The organism is Paracrocinitomix mangrovi (assembly GCF_019740355.2).
Lineage (GTDB): Bacteria > Bacteroidota > Bacteroidia > Flavobacteriales_D > Crocinitomicaceae > Paracrocinitomix > Paracrocinitomix mangrovi.
Genome location: NZ_CP091819.1, coordinates 1,108,138 through 1,128,141 on the forward strand (window position 1 = coordinate 1,108,138; position 20,004 = coordinate 1,128,141).

Genomic DNA, 20,004 nt, shown 5'->3' on the forward strand with positions numbered 1-20,004 from the left:
CTTGTAATTTTGCGGGAATTATGACCAGAACACTACTCACCATATTACTATTAACTCTCGGAGTAACAGCTTTTCCCCAAAAGCCCGGCCAATCTGATGTGAAGGGAGAAATTTATGGAAACATAAAAGATTCTATCACAAATCAACCTATTGCTTACGCAACTGTAATGGCTTTAAAAGATACTACTACAAAGGTAGTTGGCGGAATTGTGAGTGGTGATGCAGGTGAATTTTCAATACCTAATTTACCTTTAGGAAAATACACATTAAAGGTCACATTTGTTGGATATAACACACTTTTCTTTCCAGATATTGAACTGACTGAAAATGCTTCAACTTATCAATTAAAAGATTTAAGCCTTGCTCCTACAACCCTCGGAAAAGTTGATGTTTACGGTGGAACACCAGATATCACTTATGAAATTGATAAAAAAGTGGTGAACGTAGAAGATATGCAGAATACAGCAGGGCAAACTGCTATTGAGATTTTAGCCAATATTCCATCTGTAACAGTGAATTCAGATGGTTCCATCTCATTGAGAGGTAGCAGTAGTTTTACCTTGTTAATTGATGGAATTCCTACCACGCTTGAAGCGTCAGATGCACTTGCAACAATACCTGCCAGCAATATTCAAGACATTGAAATCATTACAAACCCTTCAGCAAAGTTTAATGCAGAGGGAACTTCAGGTGTGATCAACATTATAACTAAGAAAAATAAATTACAAGGAATCAGTTGTTTAATCAATGCCAGTGCAGGTAGATTTGACAATTACAACGGAGACGTAGCCTTATCATTTAAAAAAGAAAAAGTTTCATTCAATTTAACTGCTAAATACAACCAAAGAAGTAGACCAAGTGATGAATCTTCTATTAGAACCACAACTTATGATAGTTTGGTAAATAGACTTGAAAGTGATGGATATAATGATCACAAAAGAAATTCTTGGGGTGGATCAGCAAGCTTTCAATACAATCCAAATAACAGTCATAATCTTGTTATCAGCTCTGAGTTCACTTCAACCTTAATGAGATTCATCAATGAAACTAATTACTACAGTTATGATGATGACACTTTAATGGATCAATTTTTTACCAATTCTCACCCTCATATTGAGATATTGGGAAGCTCAAACAATATTTATTATCAACACAATATCAAAAGAAATAAGAAGCATTATATCGCATTTACTGCTATTGCCAATCTTAGATCTGTTGTGCAAAATGATTCTACGCTTACCTATGAAGAAAATGGTGACCTAAAAGCGGGGAATATATACACAGAGGTTGGTCCTTCAAACCTTTACAGAGTAAATGTTGATTATGCTTTACCATTTAAAAACGGTAACAAGTTTGAAACAGGTTTACAAGCTCAATTTGGTAAAAGTGGTGATATAGGTAAAAACTACAACTATAACGATACAACAGGTGTTTATGATTTAAATGCACTTTTTAGCTCGGATGTTGATTATGTGAGAGATGTACATGCAGCATACGCCATTTTCGGAGGAAAACATAAGAAAATTGGATATCAAGCAGGTTTAAGAGCCGAATACACTTATAGAACTATTAGTTCAACTCAGGCAATTGAATTTACAACAATCAAAAGACTAGACTTGTTTCCTTCTGCTCACATGTCATATAGTTTTGATAATAAAAGTCAAATTTTGATGAGTTATTCCAGAAGAATTGAAAGACCTAGAAGCTGGTTCTTTGAGCCTTTTATTACCTGGGAAAGCCTTTACAGTGTTAGAAGCGGAAATCCAAATCTACAACCAGAGTACATCAATGCATTTGAATTGAGTTTTATGCAACCTTTAAAAAAGAAAGGTTTTTACAGTTTTGAAGGATATTACAGAAGCAATTCTAATGTAATCAACAGAATCAGTACAGTTTATGAAGATGGTATATTAATTAGAAAACCCTACAACATTGGAACTGCTTTGTCTGGTGGAGTTGAAGGATCATTTAATTACTCATTTACTGAATGGTATAAGTTGAATTTAGGTTTCAACACCTATTATTATCAATTATCAGGTTCATTGGATGATGTAGATTATAGCGCAGAATCATTTAACTGGAATACAAGACTAACAAACACCTTTAACTTCAAAGGATGGATGCTACAGTTTGTAAGTAGTTATAGAAGCGGATCTGTTACTGCTCAGGGAGAAAGCCAAGGTTCATTTGAACAGGATATTTCCTTAAAAAAGAGCTTTTATAAAAACAAACTAACTTTCAACTTGCAAGGAAGAAACATACTTGGAACTGAAAGACGAGTTGATTATTCTTACACACAAAACGTATATGTTGAAGATTACAGATATCCGAGAGCACCAATGATTATGTTGACAGTATCATTGAAACTTAATAATTACGAAAAGGTACAGGATAGAAATCAAAATCTGGACGACTTCTAACGATCCAATTGATTGAAGTTTCTAAAGATGATTTTTAAATCCATTAGAAAGGAATGATTTTTTGCATAGATCAGATTCATTCTGGAAATTGAGTCTTCATCTACATTAGCACTAGGAAGTACCATCTCACAAGTTAAAACACCTCTTTTAATGGATGGCAGTTTTAAGTTTGAAGCATGATGAATAGGTGCATATCCTACAAATGAAAGTTTACCTATAAAAATGCCTAACATGTTCTTTAAAAATTGTCCTTTCTTCTTGTAAAGAAAGATCAACACAGGAGACAATACCATTAAAATCAAAGACAAACCAACATCAATCATTCTCTTGTTTCTTCTATTAGCAGGTTTATTAATGCGATTGATATCCATCACATATAAATCTCCTTTAGAATCAATTGAATTACTCCCTATTAAGAATGAAGATTCTGGCTGAGCGATTTTAAAATCTACATCCCTCTCCTCTAACTCTAACATCTTACTAATGATACTTCCGGCAGAAACATTTTTAGCACAAAATATTACCTCATCTATATTGTGAATATCAATCACCTGATCTAGTTGATTAATTGTTCCGATAAATTTTTGATCAGATTTTTCATCTGCAGAAGACAAAAAACGAACAGATTGTATTTTGCTATTGGTTTGTAATAAAATTTGATGAACTCTTTCTGATTCCTCAGCATCACCAACAATTGCAAAACGCTTGTTTTTAGCCCCTCCTATCCTATAATTTTCACCCACTAAATTGTGCAATATCAATCTTGAAACAATGTAATAAACGGTTACCCAGGTTCCCCCCATTAATATGATTAACCTTGAAAATTGATAATCCTTACTTAAAAGGGCGTAAACCACAAGAATGACAGCTGTTCCTACTAAAGCACCAATTATATTCTTAATTAACCTAATTGGTTTATCATATCCGCCAACAAATATTTGAGATAAGAACCATACGGCTCCATATACCGGCAAAGCAACAAATAACAACTGTTCAGGAATGAGTTTATTTTCAATCTGCATATAATTCTGAGCAATTAAAAACAAGCCAAGAATGATGCAAATAATGTCTATAAACGGAATGAATGCTTTTTTAACAAACCTACTTACCAAGGCCAAGCTAGCTCTGAAATAGATAGCCATATTGATAAGAAAGGAGTATAATCTTGCGTTTTTTTCAGAGAAATGTTTACGCGCAAAAATGATCATTGCATTGTAAAACACAAACACATAATTGACGCTACTTTTCTTGGTACTTTCTCCTTTGTAATGGATGATTCTTGTTCCCGGATAATAATAATTCTTATATCCACCTAAAATGATGCGATAACTCAAATCAATATCTTCTCCGTACATGAAAAAATTCTCATCCAGTAAACCAACTTTATCCAATGCCTCTTTACGCATAAGCATAAAAGCACCTGATAATATCTCAATTTCATGAGTTTCATTTTTATCTAGATAAGACAAGTGATATTTCCCAAATTTCTTTGATCTTGGAAATAATCTGGACAAACCAAAAATCTTGTAAAATGCAACTTTAGGAGTTGGCAACCCCCTTTTTGATTCAGGTAAAAAATTACCTTTCCCATCAATCATTTTAACTCCTAAACCTCCAGCATCAGGATGTTCATCCATAAATGCCACTACTTTTTGAAAAGTATCTTCTTCTACAATTGTATCGGGATTGAGCAATAATACATATTTGCCCTTTGAAATTTTAATTGCTTGATTATTGGCTCTTGAGAAACCAACATTATCCTTATTTGCAATTAACTGAACCTCCGGGAATTTGGATCTGACCATATCCAGTGAGCCATCAATTGAATTGTTATCCACTACAAAAACTTCTCCTTCAACATGCTTTAAAGCTGTATAAACAGAATTCAAACATTGCTCAAGAAAAAACTCAACGTTATAGTTAACTATGATAACAGATAATTGCATTTAGCTACTTCTTCAGTTTTATCAGTTCACTTTCTTCAATCAAAGCTGTATAAGCATTGATTTGGCCATAGTGTAAACGTGTCCAAATAGGTCTTATTACGCCATTGTGGGCTGAAATGTTTGTGTAATCACCAAAAAAGATCTTTGGGTTTGGTTTAAATGGAGTTTTACTGATCTTAATATTGTCGAAATGTTCTCCTCCATCTCTGGAAACAGCTAGATAAACATCCGTTTCACGATCATTATCATGCTCGCGTCTGTCATAAAAAACAAAATATAAATAACCGTTTGTTTGATCAATGGTCATCCAACTTAAAAATTGATGATGCCTGGAAGTGTCTGTGTTAACTCTGATTCTGTCACACCAGGTTTTACCGCCATCCTTTGATTTCATCAACCAGATATCAGTATCATTCTCTCCATTTTTTTGATCGGCCCAATTAACATAGAGGGTACCACGGTGTTCAGATTGACTCAAATCACAGGCCGTGACCGGCAAACCATTACAACGATAAATTCCCGGAATATTGATCACCCATCCCATTGGTTGATCCATAATAAACACTTCCTTTTCTAGCCAACTTTCACCTTCATCTAAAGACATATTGAACCAAAGTGAATCATTGCGTGCCCAAACCACATAAATCTCACCGTTTGGTCCAACTGATGGCACTGCTCCTTCTGCTGTTCTATCATCATCCAAACAATTTCCGTCATAATAAGATATATCAACAGGTTCAGACCAGTTTTTACCATCTAATGTTTTAGAAAACATGATATTACTTTTGTCCTTATCCAGTTTTGAATCATAAGCATCAAACTGTGTCCAGGTCATGTATAAATGATTATTCTGTCTATTAACAGCTACCCACTCCTTGTCATGATATTTATCGTTTGGAGCAGTTCTACCATGTTTCCAACATCTTCCTTTGATACTTTTAGAATATTGCCCAACCATTCCTCCTATTAAGTGCTCACCTTTAATATTTGACAGATGGAAATAATAATATCTCTCAAGTGTATCAATCACCATGCACGGGTCGCCATTCACTCCATATTTGGAACCAATTGATTTAGATTTCCAGGTTTTTCCTCCGTCAGTGGAATAGTAATAGTCATTCATCACTGTTCCGGCAATCACTTCATTTGTATTTTTTGGATTGATACAAATAGAAGGTTCTACTTGAGAATAAGGATATTTTGCACCCCTAGGCTTGGGTAGCATTATATTCTCAAATTGGGCAAATGATTGAAAGCACCACAAAAATGCAATGATGTAAAGTATTTTTCTCATACCACTAAAATGGATATCCAATTCCGAAATTAAAGGCTAATCTGTGAGGTAAAACGTAGTTTACTTTTACTCCATTAGCATCAACTTTAAAGTTGCTGTAATATTGATCCTTGGCTGTTAACCACCATCTTTCTCCTGCATCCAGATATGGATTATACAACGCCCAGGCAAGATCTAATCGAATGATTAAGAATTCAATGTCATATCTAAAACCATAACCGGCTCCAATAGCAACTTGTTTATAGAAATCATCAAATCTGAAAACACCAGGATCAAAAGCCAAAGATGGATCGGCTTGTAGTTTCCATATATTCCCGATATCCATAAATAATGCTCCGTGTAATGAACCGGTCATTCTAAATCTCCATTCCAGGTTCAATTCCAATTTAAGGTCTCCAATTTGTGTAGATGTAGCGTTAGGATCTTTGTAAGTTTGGGTTCCACCCGGCGCCATAGTTCTAGCAGGAAAAGCCCTAATATCGTTAGATCCTCCAGCAACAAAACTCTCTGTATAAGGCAATGAAATTCCATTACCATAAGCAAACCCTACTCCACCAATAAACCTGTACACCATTCTTTGATACCTGCTTATGTATTGATTAAATACCAGCGTATTCTCAAATCGCATGAACTGTGCAAAAGGCACTCCTAACACATGTTTTCCTTCTTCATTAAAGGAAGGAACAAATGCTGAATCCTGATCTGCTGCAGCAAAAATGCTATTCATTACTAAACCAGCCGCTCTAAGGTCAAAAACATTACTAATTGCATGATTTTTAAGTTTCTTTCCTTTGTTAGAATCCTGAGATTTTTTACGAGTACTAGAATAATCGTGGTTAAAATTCAATATCCCAATTGAAAAGAAATCAGAATATGAGTTAATTAAGAATGGGTCATTTGTTTGAATCAGGTTTAAATTAAATAGTGAATCCTTATCCAACGTTACGTAATTAAGGCTGAGCGGAGAAACCGTTATAATCTGAGTCATACTGGCAGACCAAAACTCCCATTTATAACCAAATTCACCAATATGTCTTTTAAACTCCTGTCTTCTTTGATAGTTATAAGAGAGATTCATTTCGGTGGTTGGTAACATCCTTTTAGAAACATTCTCTTGCATTTTTTTGGTCATTGGATATAACTTCGGAATCCTGTATTTAATTTCCGGTCCCCATTCAAATGTGTTCAAACCTCTAAAATCAAAACGCTTTGTTCCTTCTTCACCTGTTCCTACAACCAATGGCTGAGATTGAAAACCACCTTCCATGGTAATTTGTAATTGATTAGCCGCTTTAAAGAGGTTTTTATTTGTATAAGACACCATACCGGATACCCCAAGAATACTACTGGTATTGGTTGCTCTAGGCTCAGCATTAAAAAATTGCTTTGGAGTAGGCGTCATTTCATAAGTAACATCCACTGTGTTTCCTAGCGGTTTTCCAGGTGTGACATAAACGTCAGCCACAACTCTGGAAAAAATATCCAACCTATAAAAGCCCTGATATGATCTGTCTACATAATAGTTTTTTGCATAATGCGGATAATCTGCCTCCGTGTGTTCAAGAAAGTTTTGCTTATCCAACAAATAAGGATCTATAAATGGCTCTTCATTGAAAATGAAATATCCTTTGTAATTAATATTGGTATCAATAAACTTCTGAAACACCTTTAAATCATGATCTTTCCTGATATCCTTATTAAGATTAATAAACTGTTTGGTAATAACAGTATCCACGATATAAAGCGTATCCAGCAATTGATAAGTACCGTCATTTTTCTTAATCTCCAATCCTAACTTTTTACATCTCTCTTTGTACAATTCATAGTCTTTAAATGACAAGGAATCAGGATTGTGTAAAACATAGGTTACGTCATTTATCAGATAAGGATGATGAGTAGTAAGTACAGTATCTTTTGAATAAACATCAATGATTTTTTTCTTTTTCACGAATATCACCACATCTGCCTTATAGTCTCCAACTGTAGTATCAACAACATAATTGATGTAATTCTCTGTAAAACCAAAATAGGCTTCATCTAAAAGAAAGGATGTAAATTTTGATCTTTCTTCTTCCAAATTATCCTCATCTAACAATGCTCCTTCTTTAAGCAAAGACTCATTGTTTTCCAAATAACCTTTTTTCTTGTTGTAGTACATATCCTTTACTCTTCGGGTATAAGGATCATCATCAAAGGTGATTTTATTAATAACATAAGGTCTGCCCGGCTTGATATAGTATTTAACGGTCGCCTTTTTCTTTTTGGGTTTTAGGTATTCAATTGAATCCGTAATCTCAGCATATCTAAATCCTTTCTGAGATAGAAAAATCTTCATCTGATCTTCACATTTGTGAATTTTAGCTGTGTCCACAATTACAGGCGCTTCGCCCCAACGAGTTCTTACCCAATGTCTCCAACCCAATTTTACATCCTTAGGTTTATATACTTTTTGACGGTAATACTCCTTGCCTTTTTCTCTTGCCTTCTTGATTCGTTTTTCATTAACCTCATTGACTTTTTTACGCTTCTTTTCAACCTTTTTATCGTGCTTTACTTTTTTGCGCTCAACCTGTTTGTTGTATTTGTTTGTGTCAATGCTGTTATAGAATCTCAGTTTGAACTTCATCCCTAGAAACTTAGAATTTCTTCTAGGTTGAACTAACTCTTCTACCTCCCATTCTTTGATTTGGGGATGACTTTCTTCCCATTCTGCCGTAGAATCGCCATCTGCCATGTAATAGATTTCACTTTTCTTTAAAAGATACTTTCCATCAGGCACATATTTAGCTTGTCTACAGCTGGTAATCACTAATCCAAGCAATAAAAACATGAAATATTTGAAAAACCGAAGATCCATTTATAAATCTATCTTTGCAGTAGCCTATTTTTAGTGATTAATGTTGCTAACACAGACAAAAATAACCGAATAAAAGATGTCTCTCTCAAAAAATGAAATAAAATTGCTTAAAAGCCTGCAACAGAAAAAATTCAGGAATTCTGAACAAACTTTTGTAGTAGAGGGAATCAAAATGGTAAATGAGCTTTTGAAATCTGAAAAACAAGAGATTACAGCCATTTATCACACAGCTGAATATGAAACCAATCATCCAAAAGCAAGGCTTATTTCTAAAGGAGAATTGGAACGCATATCTGGATTAAAATCACCAAATGCGGTGTTAGCTACAGTTAAAATTCCAGATGAAAAACAACTTAATACCCCAAATGATTCTTTTGTAATCCTATTAGACAATGTGAATGATCCGGGAAATCTTGGAACGATTATTAGAACTGCCGATTGGTTTGGAATTAATACAGTAATTTGTTCTGAAGACACCGTTGATTGCTATAATCCAAAGGTGGTACAATCTTCAATGGGAGCAATTTTTAGACAAGAAATAAGCTACTTAAACTTAATGGATGCTGTTAAAAAATTAATTGCAGCAGGATACACAATTCTTGGAGCTGATATGGATGGGGAGGATTTATACACTTATAATTTTCCTGATAAATGTGCCTTGATAATGGGGTCTGAATCGCACGGATTATCTGATGAATTAAAGTCGCATCTTACCAGAATTACGATTCCAAAATTTGGTGATACAGAGTCTTTAAATGTTGCTCAGGCTGCAGGGATTATTATGTCTGCTTACCGAATGAAAAAGCAGTAATTATCTTTTTAAAACCCAAACCGAATAACCTGTATCTGCTTTAATCTTTCCAATGTTGTCATCTGCTGATTCACGGTTGTCAAAACATGCCACAGAAACATAATTTAGGTTCCCATTTAATATTTGTGCGGCGTAACCCTTATCAACCAACTCTGTCATTCTTCCCTTTGCATTATTGATGTCTGAAAAAGAACCGGCAATTAAATGATATTTGCATGTACCTGAACTAGGTTCAATAACTGTTTGTTTAACAAAGTCACGTTTTGCTAATGGTTTAATTGGTTTTTTGTTGCTGAACACCACCGGCAGCACTTCATTTTCTTCTATTTCCTCTTCTATCTCATTTGTTTCAACCATTAGATCCTCCTCCACTAACTCATCCTCATTTTCAGATGATTCTCGGACATTTGGTTTCCAGAATGATGACAAATCATATCCAAACAAAGAAGTTCCGTGATGCAAACTATCCAAATGAAAATCCTTAAAAATCTCAATCTTACCTGAATAGCAAGCCACCCAAATTTCTGAATCATCCCAATTACCACAAATCCCAATTGGTTTATCTCCAGTTTTTACTTCTTCTACAACCTCCATTGAACGCGTTGAAATCTTAGAAAAAGAATGGTCAAAATAATTTACTACGTATAAGAAGTCATCTTTAGGTGACATGCACATACTTCTGGGACCTGATTGTGTTTTACAATAACTTTTTTGACCAGAAAACCTATTATACCTTAATACTGATCTGGCAGAATTTAAAGAGACGTAAAGACAAGAATCTGAATTTCCCAAAATCAAATGACGGGGTGATTTTCCTACATTCTCAATATAACTCACCTGATAACTATCTAAATTGATTTCAGCCACTTTTGTAGAACCCATAACAGTAACAAATGCCGTTTTACTATCCGCAGTAATAGCTATTCCTCTTGGGTGGGCTCCTACGGTAATTCGCTCAACTTCCTTTTCCGTGTTTAAATCCACTACTGAAACATCACTGCTGGTCCAATTACTGACCAATAACTTATTTTGATCAGGTGTGATAGCCAAATACTTAGGAATAGCACCTACCTGTACGACATTTTCAATTTCAAATGTGGCTGAATTTATCTTGTATAAAAAGCCCGGGTCATATTCTTTTCCGATACATCCATCACAACCGGGTTTTTCAAAACCATCCCCTTCCATATTGTAATTGGATACCCAAAGATACTTTCCGTCCTTTGTAAATGCGGCTTCTACAGGAGCCCCCAGATAGTTATCGTCTTTGTATTGATTAAATCCAAAAGCATTTAGGTTAACAGCATCACGGATTTTGGCTTTTCTATTACCGTTTTCATCATAAATGGTAATGGTATGCCTGTACATCATGTTTTGAGCTGCAAATAAGCCTGTACCACTAGCCACAACAGATTTAGGAGAGATCCCATCTCTGATTTCATGTTTTTTAATGATTCTTTTGGATTGCGCCGAGACCGAAAAAGTAAGAATACAGGCTACTAAGAGTCCAGAATAAGCTGTAACTCGTTGATGCTTTTTACTTTTTCTTGCTGTCCCTCCTTGTTGTAAGCGAAGGTCAGATTTGTAAGCATCCTTTTTAGTATTTCTGTATTTGAACACGGTTCAAAATAATTCTTCTGCAAAGGCAAATTTAAGCTACGTAGGTAATTTTCAATCTCATTGTGGTCAAAAATACGCCCTTTGCTAAAAGGATTGATGTAGAAAAGTATGTTTCTATCATCACTCATTCCCAGCATTTTCAAGGTTTGAAACTCATCTACAAAACCTAATACAAAGTGATTTGGCAAATTCACTCCATAAATAGGAATTTGAAGCTTTTGCGCTATAACTGAGTACAATATAGATAATGAAAGAGGATTTCCCTTACGTGAAGTGATAACTTCGTTGATGTAACTATTTTCTGCTGCGTAAAAATTATTTTTAGACGAAGTAAAGCCACAAATGTCAAACAAAACGTGATTAAAGATTTTTACGATTTCAAAAGCAGTATTGTCTTCATTTATCTCTAACCAAACTTTTTGTTTGATACTCTCCAGTTCTTGTTCTACTCTTTTTTCGTCAACGTCCGGATACTGAAATTTAGATACAATTAAAGCTCCCTTTAACAAATCTCTGGTAGAAGACTTTCTCCATTGTTCCAATTCAATTTTAACCTGATTAAAATATATTTCTTTGATAATATCTCTTAATCGATCTTCGTGATCCAGGTCAAAAGCAAATTGTTGCTGTCTAATTTCAATGGTGTTTTCTAAAGATGTTACGACATCTTTACCCATTTCAATCAACCTTGATTTAACATGTCCAAAAACATTTGGATCTGGATCTTCAACTAGTCTTATTAAGGCTGCTAATTGTGTTGTATCTGTGTTCAATGTATCCACTGAAACAAATGTACGGCGGTTCAATGCGGGAATAAATTGCTCAGCTCAAATGTTTTACACTTCATAATGTTAGTTTACTTTGATCTTTTCATGAAGACGCAAATCGCAAACCCTTAAAAAAGAAGCGTTTAAAGCTAAAAATGTAAATGTTAAAAAGTGTGAATTAACAATTGATGTTTAATGATGAAGTCTTTCTAACACAGTTTCAATTAATTCCATCATCTGATCCTTATAATCAGGCATAAACTTGTTAGAATATCTATTCGCCAAAGCCAGACAGCAAGTAATAGCACTGTGACCCAAGGCATCTGATAAAGCGTACAAAGCCGAAGTTTCCATTTCAAGATTTGTTGCTCTTGTATCATCCCAAACAAATGTTCTTATGTTTTCTTTGAAATCAGGAATACTTAAAGGAATGCGAATTGCTCTACCTTGAGGACCATAAAATCCATTTGCTGTAGTTGTAATTCCTTCTTCCATTCCTTCTTTTAATTGCTCTCTCAATCTATCAGAACCTCTTTTTATGTATGGATAATTCAACTTATCTCCCCATTTGCTGTGCTTTATAAAGGCATCCATTGCAGATTTTTCGTCATCTGTATATGGCACTTCATAAAAGTTAGCTACACCATCTAAACCAATTGCGTATTTTGAAATAATATAAGTTCCAGGATCAATATCTTCTTGAAGTGCACCACAAGTTCCTATGCGGATAAAATCTAGTGACACCTTTTCATCTTTCTCTTTTCTATTCTCCAAATCAATATTGACAACTGCATCAATTTCATTCAATACAATATCTACATTATCTGTGCCTATACCTGTAGAAACTACTGACATTGGCTTTCCTTTGTAAGTTCCGGTAATCGTGCTAAACTCTCTGTTTTGATTTTTGAAAGTTATTTTTTCAAAGAAGGTTCCCACCAAATCAACTCGATTTTGATCACCTACAAGTATGATTGTTTCAGCAATATCACCGGGACCTATTCCCAAATGATAAATTTTACCGTTTTTATCCAGTGTTAGTTCAGATGCCTCAAAAGCCATGTTGTAGTGTTTAAATATTGATTAATTGAATCAAAGGAGTTTTTTCAACCTTTAAATTAGTATAAATATCCTTAATTAACTGATCGTTTTTAAGGTAGTAAGGTAAAAAATTATCGTAGCGTTCCTGAAAACTATTCTCTGGGTAAAAATTATCCCTAACACGCACTAATTGTTTTTGTACTTTTTCGTGTTTTGCTTTCTCTGCTTTGATAATTTTTGATTCTATTTTTTCAATGCTATTGACCATTTTGGCAAATTCTGCCTCAACCATTTGAGCTAATCCTTCATTGACTTTGTACACTTTCTCAAGCACAGCACTTTTTGACTTCATCAACAATGATTCAGCTTCTGTCAATTGTAAATCTGCATCAGCATTTTCAATAGCAATATCTTTAATTAAATGCTCTACTCCTAACTTCAAATCAAACAAAGAGATGTCTAATTCATTCAACAAGTCTACTTGTGGTTGATTGTAGAGAATTGCTGAATCTCTTAACCTCAGCATTGGAAACACCACATTGTGTTTCTCAAACATTGCTTTTAATTGACACCAATAAGCAATCTCTCCACCTCCACCTACATAAACAAGGTTTGGTAAAATCACTTCTTGGTATAATGGACGATATAATGCATTGGGGGAAAATTGTGCCGGTTGCTTTCTAATCAATTCAACTAAATCGTCTTTTGAATATGATTGACCGTCAAATTCGAATCTATCTTCATTAAGGGCAATTCGTTCTCTAACTCCATCTTTATGGATGTAAAACAAATTACATTCTCTTACAAAAACCTGTTGATGATAACCTTTTGATTCCAACTCTTCATCTGATTTCTGTACTGTTTCAAATCCAATTTGATTTTCCACTTCCAGAATCATGTGTTCAGCAAAAAATGACTTTAATTCAGGGTCATCTCCGTCTAAAATCACCAAACCATAATCACCCAACAATTCATTCATCAATTGTCTTGTAGCTTCAGTAAGATTCGAGGTATTTCTGTAGATATCCGTGAAATTCTTTAGCACTTCTTGTGCTTTTGGATCTTGAAAAAAACCTTCAATTTCACTTAGAAAAGGCTCAATTTGCGCAGTACTTATTCTCCCAGTCACAAGATTCTCTTGCCCTTCTTTTTCCCACTGCACTGCTTTACCAAAGAGATGGATCTTACTAATTTCTTCAAAATCATGATCCTCTGTGGCCATCCAAAAAACCGGAACAAAGTTGTAGGTTGGATGAATTTCTTTAAGCTGATTCGCAATTTTAATTACTTGAACAGCTTTGTAAATACTGTACAATGGACCAGTCATCAAATTAAGTTGATGCCCCGTTGTTATTGTAAATGTATTCTCAGATTGTAGTGACTCAATGTGACATTTTGTTTGAACAGAGAGTTGAACATCCTTGTTTTGCTCATTCAAAACCTTGTAAAGTACTTTTCTTTTTTCTTCACTAAAGTTCTTTTCATTGATTTGATCGATTATCGCATTGAAATCAAAAAATCGATTGATGAATGGACGAACTTTTTCACTTTCAGCTACTAAATCTCTAACCAGCTGTGAAGACATTTTAAGTTCTTCAAAGGAATATGAATCTTTAAGCATATTGCAAATTTACTTATTCGCAATAACAGACGAACATTAATTTTTTAACTTACCAAGAAAAGGCAAATAAAGGAAAATAAATAATGCTAAACCTGCAGCAATGAAGTAATCTAAAAGGTTTCCTCTGAATAATAAATATCCAACCATTGTAAGATTTGCCAAGGTATGCATGTAAAAACCTTTTCTTTTTCCTTTTACCATTTTTCTAATTCCTATCCATCCAACTACTGCGGTAATGATGTACAAACTACAAGTGATATATGACCACATTAGCCATTCAGAAGTTGACATTTCAGCATCTTGTGCATCATCTACAAACATATCGTTCATATAATAAAGCATCAACATAAAACCAATAGATAAAATAATCAACAACACTTTACCCAGGTATGAGAACACTGTTATTGATTTGATTCCTTTTGGTGAATTTTTGCCCTCAACTGGAGCTACACTATCCGCTAGATTTTCAACTTCTGACATATGTCTTAAATTTTAAGGGTTAAATTTTACTATTTGTTTTACGACAAACTTTGTCAATAATAATAATTATTCCCGGTTCTGTATAGAATGTTAAATTCTTTAAATCCAATTAATAAAAAAAATGCCTTAGAATGATTAATCTTGTATTAAGAAAATTGAAAAATTAAGATGAAAGCAACGATCGTTACAAACAAAGGTACAATGACAGCAGAGTTGTACGACAAAGAAACGCCGATTACAGTTGAAAACTTCACCAAACTTGCTAAAGACGGATTTTATGACGGGCTTACTTGGCACCGTGTGATTCCTAACTTTGTTATTCAGGGTGGATGTCCTGAAGGTACAGGTAGAGGTGGACCAGGTTACTCAATTAAATGTGAAGTTAATGCTGAAAAGCAATATCACGACAGAGGAGTATTATCAATGGCTCACGCAGGTAGAGATACCGGTGGTTCTCAATTCTTTATTTGCCATAGTAGAGACAATACTGCTCACCTTGACGGTAACCACACTTGCTTCGGTAAAGTAATCGAAGGATTAGATGTAATTGACGCTATAGTAGAAGGTGATACTATAGAGAGCATCACAATAGAAGATTAATATTACTCTTCAGTAATTTTTGCTGCTACCTCAGGGCAATTTTCCTCTAGTGCTTCACTGAAGCCTTCATCTGCGAAAGTTTCTCCGGGGTAGTTAGCTTCTACTTTAATATTACACTCGTAGTAGTCGATATCAAAATCTCCAAATTCGGCTTTTTCAATACAATCACACAATTCTTTTGCAGCTTTAGTTTGTTCTTCACTAGCTCCACCACAAGCCACAAAAATTAAAGTAATTGGAAGTACTAAGAAAATTCGTTTCATAATTTAATCTGAGTTTTGCTACTAATATAAGGTTTCTTATTTAATCATTTTTAAGCCAAATAGATATCTGTAATGATATCAAATCCGGATACTGCATTTATTTTTTTAATGATTTCTGAACGTTTGTGCATCAACTCATCTCTCATTACGGATGAATTTAATTCAATGTATAAAACACCCTCTTTAATATACTTTTTCTCGGTTCGCTTATTTACAGCCTCCCCCATTATTTCTTCCCACTGGGACAAGACAGCAGCTTCATGCATTTTTTGGTCTACCCCCATAGCCTTGAGGTATTGCTGCATGGCTTGCTTCATACTTATATGGTCCTTATCAGATTTTGACAACTTGATCTCCTCCTACTTTAAAAACAATTCTTTCAATGTCAATTTTTTGAAACACCTTTTCTACCCTATCTTCATCCGTATCAGTGACAAAAACCTGCCCAAAAGCATGATCTGAAACTAACGTCATTAGGCGTTCAACTCGGTTGTGATCTAATTTATCAAAAATATCATCCAACAGCAAGATTGGTTTCATTTTCAACAATTCAGAGATCAATTCAAACTGCGCCAATTTTAGAGCGATTAAAAATGACTTTTGTTGACCCTGGGATCCAAATTTTTTAACCGGATGTCCATGAATTAAAAACACCAAATCATCTTTATGGATTCCCCTACTGGTATACCCTAAGGCCGTATCTTTTCTCTTATACTCTTCTAATTGCGCTTCAAAATTACCTTCCGTCAAATGAGATTCATAACTGATAGAAATAACCTCAGCTTCATCAGCCACCAGATTGAAATACTTTTGAAAAACTGGAATAAAATCATTTAAAAAAGCATTCCTTTTTTGATATATCACATCTCCCAATGAAACCAATTGAGCATTCCAAACTTCAATGCTTTCATTTTCAAAAATTCTCAACTCTTGAAACTGCTTTAACAATGCATTTCTTTGCTGTAACACCTTGTTGTATCTGATCAAGGTATCCAAATACATTCGATCATACTGAGAGATAATACTGTCAATAAATTTACGTCTGGTATCACTTCCTTCAATGATCAGGTTAGTGTCATAAGGAGAAATGATAACCGTTGGAAACTGACCAATATGTTCAGCTAAACGTTCATATTCCTTTTTGTTCTTTTTAACCTTCTTTTTTTGACCCTGTTGAACAGAAACGCTAATATCAATTGATTTATCTTCCTTAGAAAAACTACCGTTTATTAAAAAGAATTTCTCGTCAATCTTTATACTTTGTTTATCAATAGGGTTTAGAAAAGACTTGCAAAACGACAAAAAATAAATAGCATCCAAAAGGTTTGTTTTCCCTTGACCATTATTACCAATAAATACGTTGATTTCAGGACTGAATTCAAGATTCACTTCACTGTGATTTTTAAAATTTACCGCAGATAATTTTTTCAGATGCATTGACGCAAATATACTAGACCTTATATCAACAACAATATTCATTTTAAGTTCAATTACAAAATCTTACCTTTATGACATGTATCCGCCATTGAACTTACCGCAGTTTGACTTAAAATTAGAAGGAGATAAAATTTGGGATGTCCTCAGAAAAAAATATCTTCTTTGTACTCCTGAAGAGTGGGTTCGTCAAAACTTTATCCAATACCTCATTCAGCATAAAAACTATCCGCAAGGAAGAATGGTAAGCGAGTATACGGTTGATTACAATGGCTTAAAAAAACGTTGTGATATAGCTATTTTTAATGAAGAATTAGGAGTAGACGTTATCGTTGAATGTAAAGCTCCAAATGTTGCATTGACAGAGGATACTTTTTATCAAATTGCAAAATACACCAGTACATTAAGAGCACCCATTTTGATCTTAACAAATGGCCTTGAGCATTATTGTGGCTTTGTAGACTTAAATAAAAAGGAACTCAGATTCCTGAAAGAAATCCCTGATGTGGCAGCATTAAAAGAATTGTTAAACCCTAGTTAGAAATACGGTATCTTCCGGTACCAATTCCCTTTAAGAAATCAGCCCACGAAGCGGGATTTAGCAAGTTGTTTTGAGGACCTTGTCCCCTGGTGTATTGATCTTGATAAAATTGTTGTTGGTAAGCACTGTAAGATGACAAACCATCAGATTCCATCAAAGCACCAACATAAGCCATTTCTTGTGGTGTTAATCTTTCTCTTGCTCTTTTTAAATCATCATTAGGACTTGGCATATTAACAAAAGCATCAGCAAACGCTTCTTTTGAAGGCCAAGGATATACATCAACAGGATCGGTTGTAAGTGTATCAAACTTTAGAATTTGAACCAAACTAAACTCATCTTTTGTCTCATTTGGAACGTAATAAGTTTTTGTTTTATACCCCAGTGATGTAAATCGAATTGTATCACCCGGACGCACTACTAAAGCAAAATAACCGTAAAAGTCTGCAATCACCCCTTTTCTGGTTGTCATATTAGACACCTTTGTATAAGGAATACGCTCCATACTGTCAGAAATAACTATCCCTGTCATTTGGATAAGTTTCACCGAATCCTTTTGCGTATTGTTATTTTGGTTTTGATTGTTGGTAGTTGTTTGTGCTTTAACAACTACAAAAACAAACGCGATTGCTGCAAATGCTATTAATCTTTTCATAATCCTTGATACAAATATCCTTATTATAATCTCTTATCCAAAACTATTTAACAAAATTTACGATAGGATCAATAGAGTAATACGTCTTCAATATTCCATCAATTTTCGCGGGGTATATTCAATCAAAGTTTATTACCTTTGCGGGAATTTTATTGTCACTTAAAATTCAAAAATATGGGAATTGCAGATCTAAAAAATGTTAAGGAAGGTTTGACTTATGATGATGTACTGCTTGTTCCTAGGTACTCTGAGGTACTTCCAAATCAAGTTGAGCTTAGCACAAAATTTAGTAGAAACATTGAGTTAAAAGCACCAATTGTTTCTGCAGCAATGGATACGGTTACTGAATCTGCATTGGCAATTGCAATAGCTCAACAAGGTGGAATTGGTGTTGTACATAAAAACATGACAATTGCTGAACAAGCTTTAGAAGTTCGAAAAGTAAAGCGTTCAGAAAGTGGAATGATAATAGATCCAATCACCTTAGACAAAAGTGCAACAGTTGCTGATGCCTTAAAACTAATGGAAGACAACAGCATTGGAGGTATACCTGTAGTTGATGACAATAAAGTGTTAGTAGGAATTGTTACCAACAGAGATTTAAGATTTGAAAAAGAAGTAGATCGACCTATAGTTGAAGTAATGACAAGCGAAAATATTGTTACTGCTTCAGAAGGTACCACACTAATTGATGCTGAACAAACGTTACAATCACACAAAATTGAAAAATTACCTGTGGTTGATAGCAATAACAAACTGATAGGATTGATCACTTTTAGAGATATTATAAAAGTTAAGGAACATCCTCATTCTTGTAAAGATAAATACGGTAGACTAAGGGTAGCTGCTGCTGTAGGAGTTACTCATGACACTTTACAAAGAGTAAATGCTTTGGTAGAAGCCGGAGTTGATGCAGTTGTAATTGATACAGCTCACGGACATACCCAAGGAGTTGTAGATAAGTTAAAAGAGATTAAACAACATCACAAAGGAATTGACGTTATTGTTGGAAACATTGCAACGGCTGAAGCAGCTAAATTCTTAGTAGATGCAGGTGCTGATGCAGTTAAAGTAGGAATTGGTCCTGGATCAATTTGTACAACACGTGTAATAGCAGGTGTTGGAGTTCCGCAGTTATCAGCAGTAAATGATGTTGCCATGGCATTAGCGGGAACAGGAGTTCCAATTATTGCAGATGGAGGGATTAGATATACAGGAGATTTTGTAAAAGCTATTGCAGCAGGAGCTGATTCAGTTATGGTTGGTTCAATGTTTGCAGGAGTGAAAGAAAGTCCGGGAGAAACTATCATTTTCCAGGGAAGAAAATTCAAAACCTACAGAGGAATGGGATCTGTTGAAGCCATGCAAAAAGGATCAAAAGACAGATATTTCCAATCAGGTGAAGATGATGAAAAGAAATTAGTTCCTGAAGGAATTTCAGGAAGAGTACCATACAAAGGAAATTTGGTTGAAGTAATGCACCAAATAATTGGAGGTATCAGAGCAGGAATGGGATATTGTGGGGCAGCTGATATTGCCAACTTAAAAGGAGCGCCAATGGTAAGAATTTCCAATGCAGGTATTTTAGAAAGTCATCCACATGACGTTTCTATCACAAGAGAAGCCCCAAACTATAGTAAAAAGTAATTTATAA

17 protein-coding genes are annotated in these 20,004 nt (G+C 34.6%); 5 read left to right on the forward strand and 12 right to left on the reverse strand.

Features of this window, described 5'->3' with window-relative positions; translation table 11 throughout:
• Positions 1-20 precede the first annotated feature (20 nt).
• Positions 21-2,420: an outer membrane beta-barrel protein gene (locus K6119_RS04980; RefSeq protein ID WP_221836002.1), complete on the forward strand. Its 2,400-nt coding sequence runs from the start codon at positions 21-23 to the stop codon at positions 2,418-2,420.
• Here the strand turns inward: K6119_RS04980 and K6119_RS04985 are convergent.
• From K6119_RS04985 to K6119_RS04995, 3 genes are read right to left on the reverse strand one after another with little or no spacing between them, the layout of a single operon-like run.
• Entirely contained in the window at positions 2,417-4,366 is a 1,950-nt protein-coding gene (locus tag K6119_RS04985) for a glycosyltransferase (RefSeq protein ID WP_221836004.1), read from the reverse strand. The two genes, K6119_RS04980 and K6119_RS04985, sit on opposite strands and share 4 nt — an antisense overlap.
• A gap of 4 nt (positions 4,367-4,370) precedes the next feature.
• Positions 4,371-5,660: an exo-alpha-sialidase gene (locus tag K6119_RS04990; RefSeq protein ID WP_221836007.1), complete on the reverse strand. Its 1,290-nt coding sequence runs from the start codon at positions 5,658-5,660 to the stop codon at positions 4,371-4,373.
• Between the two features lie 4 nt (positions 5,661-5,664).
• Positions 5,665-8,490 carry a BamA/TamA family outer membrane protein gene (locus K6119_RS04995; protein WP_221836010.1) on the reverse strand — a complete coding sequence of 942 codons (2,826 nt, stop codon included), beginning with the start codon at positions 8,488-8,490 and terminating at the stop codon, positions 5,665-5,667.
• Positions 8,491-8,593: 103 nt separating this feature from the next.
• Between K6119_RS04995 and K6119_RS05000 the strand changes: the two genes are divergently transcribed.
• Entirely contained in the window at positions 8,594-9,328 is a 735-nt protein-coding gene (locus tag K6119_RS05000; RefSeq protein WP_221836012.1) for a TrmH family RNA methyltransferase, read from the forward strand.
• Here the strand turns inward: K6119_RS05000 and K6119_RS05005 are convergent, their stop codons facing one another.
• The 5 genes from K6119_RS05005 to K6119_RS05025 form a co-directional block, all read right to left on the reverse strand.
• Entirely contained in the window at positions 9,329-10,699 is a 1,371-nt protein-coding gene (locus K6119_RS05005) for a YVTN family beta-propeller repeat protein (protein ID WP_336246115.1), read from the reverse strand. It lies immediately after the preceding gene.
• Between the two features lie 128 nt (positions 10,700-10,827).
• Positions 10,828-11,730 carry a transglutaminase-like domain-containing protein gene (locus tag K6119_RS05010; protein ID WP_237828101.1) on the reverse strand — a complete coding sequence of 301 codons (903 nt, stop codon included), beginning with the start codon at positions 11,728-11,730 and terminating at the stop codon, positions 10,828-10,830.
• Positions 11,731-11,907: 177 nt separating this feature from the next.
• Positions 11,908-12,777, reverse strand: a complete 870-nt coding sequence (locus K6119_RS05015) for a nucleoside phosphorylase (RefSeq protein WP_221836017.1) — start codon at positions 12,775-12,777, stop codon at positions 11,908-11,910.
• Between the two features lie 10 nt (positions 12,778-12,787).
• Positions 12,788-14,377 (reverse strand): bacillithiol biosynthesis cysteine-adding enzyme BshC, encoded by a 1,590-nt coding sequence (bshC, locus tag K6119_RS05020; RefSeq protein ID WP_221836018.1) that lies wholly within the window; start codon positions 14,375-14,377, stop codon positions 12,788-12,790.
• Positions 14,378-14,413: 36 nt separating this feature from the next.
• Positions 14,414-14,857 (reverse strand): hypothetical protein, encoded by a 444-nt coding sequence (locus tag K6119_RS05025; RefSeq protein WP_221836019.1) that lies wholly within the window; start codon positions 14,855-14,857, stop codon positions 14,414-14,416.
• A gap of 168 nt (positions 14,858-15,025) precedes the next feature.
• On the opposite strand from K6119_RS05025, the gene K6119_RS05030 reads away from it, so the two are divergent.
• Positions 15,026-15,457, forward strand: coding sequence for a peptidylprolyl isomerase (locus K6119_RS05030; protein WP_221836020.1), 432 nt, complete (start codon positions 15,026-15,028; stop codon positions 15,455-15,457).
• A 2-nt stretch (positions 15,458-15,459) separates the two neighbouring features.
• Here the strand turns inward: K6119_RS05030 and K6119_RS05035 are convergent, their stop codons facing one another.
• Genes K6119_RS05035 through recF form a run of 3 tightly spaced genes read right to left on the reverse strand, consistent with a single transcriptional unit; the run spans position 15,460 to position 17,157 of the window.
• Positions 15,460-15,720 (reverse strand): hypothetical protein, encoded by a 261-nt coding sequence (locus K6119_RS05035; RefSeq protein ID WP_221836021.1) that lies wholly within the window; start codon positions 15,718-15,720, stop codon positions 15,460-15,462.
• 50 nt (positions 15,721-15,770) lie between these two features.
• The gene (locus K6119_RS05040) at positions 15,771-16,037 is read right to left on the reverse strand and encodes a DciA family protein (protein ID WP_221836022.1); all 267 of its coding nucleotides are present in this window, start codon (positions 16,035-16,037) and stop codon (positions 15,771-15,773) included.
• Between the two features lie 16 nt (positions 16,038-16,053).
• Positions 16,054-17,157, reverse strand: a complete 1,104-nt coding sequence (recF, locus tag K6119_RS05045; RefSeq protein ID WP_221836023.1) for a DNA replication/repair protein RecF — start codon at positions 17,155-17,157, stop codon at positions 16,054-16,056.
• A 76-nt stretch (positions 17,158-17,233) separates the two neighbouring features.
• Here recF and K6119_RS05050 point away from each other — a divergent pair, with 76 nt between their 5' ends.
• Entirely contained in the window at positions 17,234-17,695 is a 462-nt protein-coding gene (locus tag K6119_RS05050) for a type I restriction enzyme HsdR N-terminal domain-containing protein (protein ID WP_221836026.1), read from the forward strand.
• Here the strand turns inward: K6119_RS05050 and K6119_RS05055 are convergent.
• Complete coding sequence (locus K6119_RS05055) at positions 17,688-18,350, reverse strand: hypothetical protein (RefSeq protein WP_221836029.1); 663 nt, start codon at positions 18,348-18,350, stop codon at positions 17,688-17,690. The two genes, K6119_RS05050 and K6119_RS05055, sit on opposite strands and share 8 nt — an antisense overlap.
• A 174-nt stretch (positions 18,351-18,524) precedes the next feature.
• Between K6119_RS05055 and guaB the strand changes: the two genes are divergently transcribed.
• The gene (gene guaB, locus K6119_RS05060; RefSeq protein WP_221836032.1) at positions 18,525-19,997 is read left to right on the forward strand and encodes an IMP dehydrogenase; all 1,473 of its coding nucleotides are present in this window, start codon (positions 18,525-18,527) and stop codon (positions 19,995-19,997) included.
• Positions 19,998-20,004: the final 7 nt, after the last annotated feature.

Coding starts and splice junctions, on each gene's coding strand:
- K6119_RS04980 (WP_221836002.1), top strand. CDS start 21: ATGACCAGAACACTACTCACCATATTACTATTAACTCTCGGAGTAACA.
- K6119_RS04985 (WP_221836004.1), bottom strand. CDS start 4,366: ATGCAATTATCTGTTATCATAGTTAACTATAACGTTGAGTTTTTTCTT.
- K6119_RS04990 (WP_221836007.1), bottom strand. CDS start 5,660: ATGAGAAAAATACTTTACATCATTGCATTTTTGTGGTGCTTTCAATCA.
- K6119_RS04995 (WP_221836010.1), bottom strand. CDS start 8,490: ATGTTTTTATTGCTTGGATTAGTGATTACCAGCTGTAGACAAGCTAAA.
- K6119_RS05000 (WP_221836012.1), top strand. CDS start 8,594: ATGTCTCTCTCAAAAAATGAAATAAAATTGCTTAAAAGCCTGCAACAG.
- K6119_RS05005 (WP_336246115.1), bottom strand. CDS start 10,699: ATGATGTACAGGCATACCATTACCATTTATGATGAAAACGGTAATAGA.
- K6119_RS05015 (WP_221836017.1), bottom strand. CDS start 12,777: ATGGCTTTTGAGGCATCTGAACTAACACTGGATAAAAACGGTAAAATT.
- bshC (WP_221836018.1), bottom strand. CDS start 14,377: ATGCTTAAAGATTCATATTCCTTTGAAGAACTTAAAATGTCTTCACAG.
- K6119_RS05025 (WP_221836019.1), bottom strand. CDS start 14,857: ATGTCAGAAGTTGAAAATCTAGCGGATAGTGTAGCTCCAGTTGAGGGC.
- K6119_RS05030 (WP_221836020.1), top strand. CDS start 15,026: ATGAAAGCAACGATCGTTACAAACAAAGGTACAATGACAGCAGAGTTG.
- K6119_RS05035 (WP_221836021.1), bottom strand. CDS start 15,720: ATGAAACGAATTTTCTTAGTACTTCCAATTACTTTAATTTTTGTGGCT.
- K6119_RS05040 (WP_221836022.1), bottom strand. CDS start 16,037: ATGAAGCAAGCCATGCAGCAATACCTCAAGGCTATGGGGGTAGACCAA.
- recF (WP_221836023.1), bottom strand. CDS start 17,157: ATGCATCTGAAAAAATTATCTGCGGTAAATTTTAAAAATCACAGTGAA.
- K6119_RS05050 (WP_221836026.1), top strand. CDS start 17,234: ATGTATCCGCCATTGAACTTACCGCAGTTTGACTTAAAATTAGAAGGA.
- K6119_RS05055 (WP_221836029.1), bottom strand. CDS start 18,350: ATGAAAAGATTAATAGCATTTGCAGCAATCGCGTTTGTTTTTGTAGTT.
- guaB (WP_221836032.1), top strand. CDS start 18,525: ATGGGAATTGCAGATCTAAAAAATGTTAAGGAAGGTTTGACTTATGAT.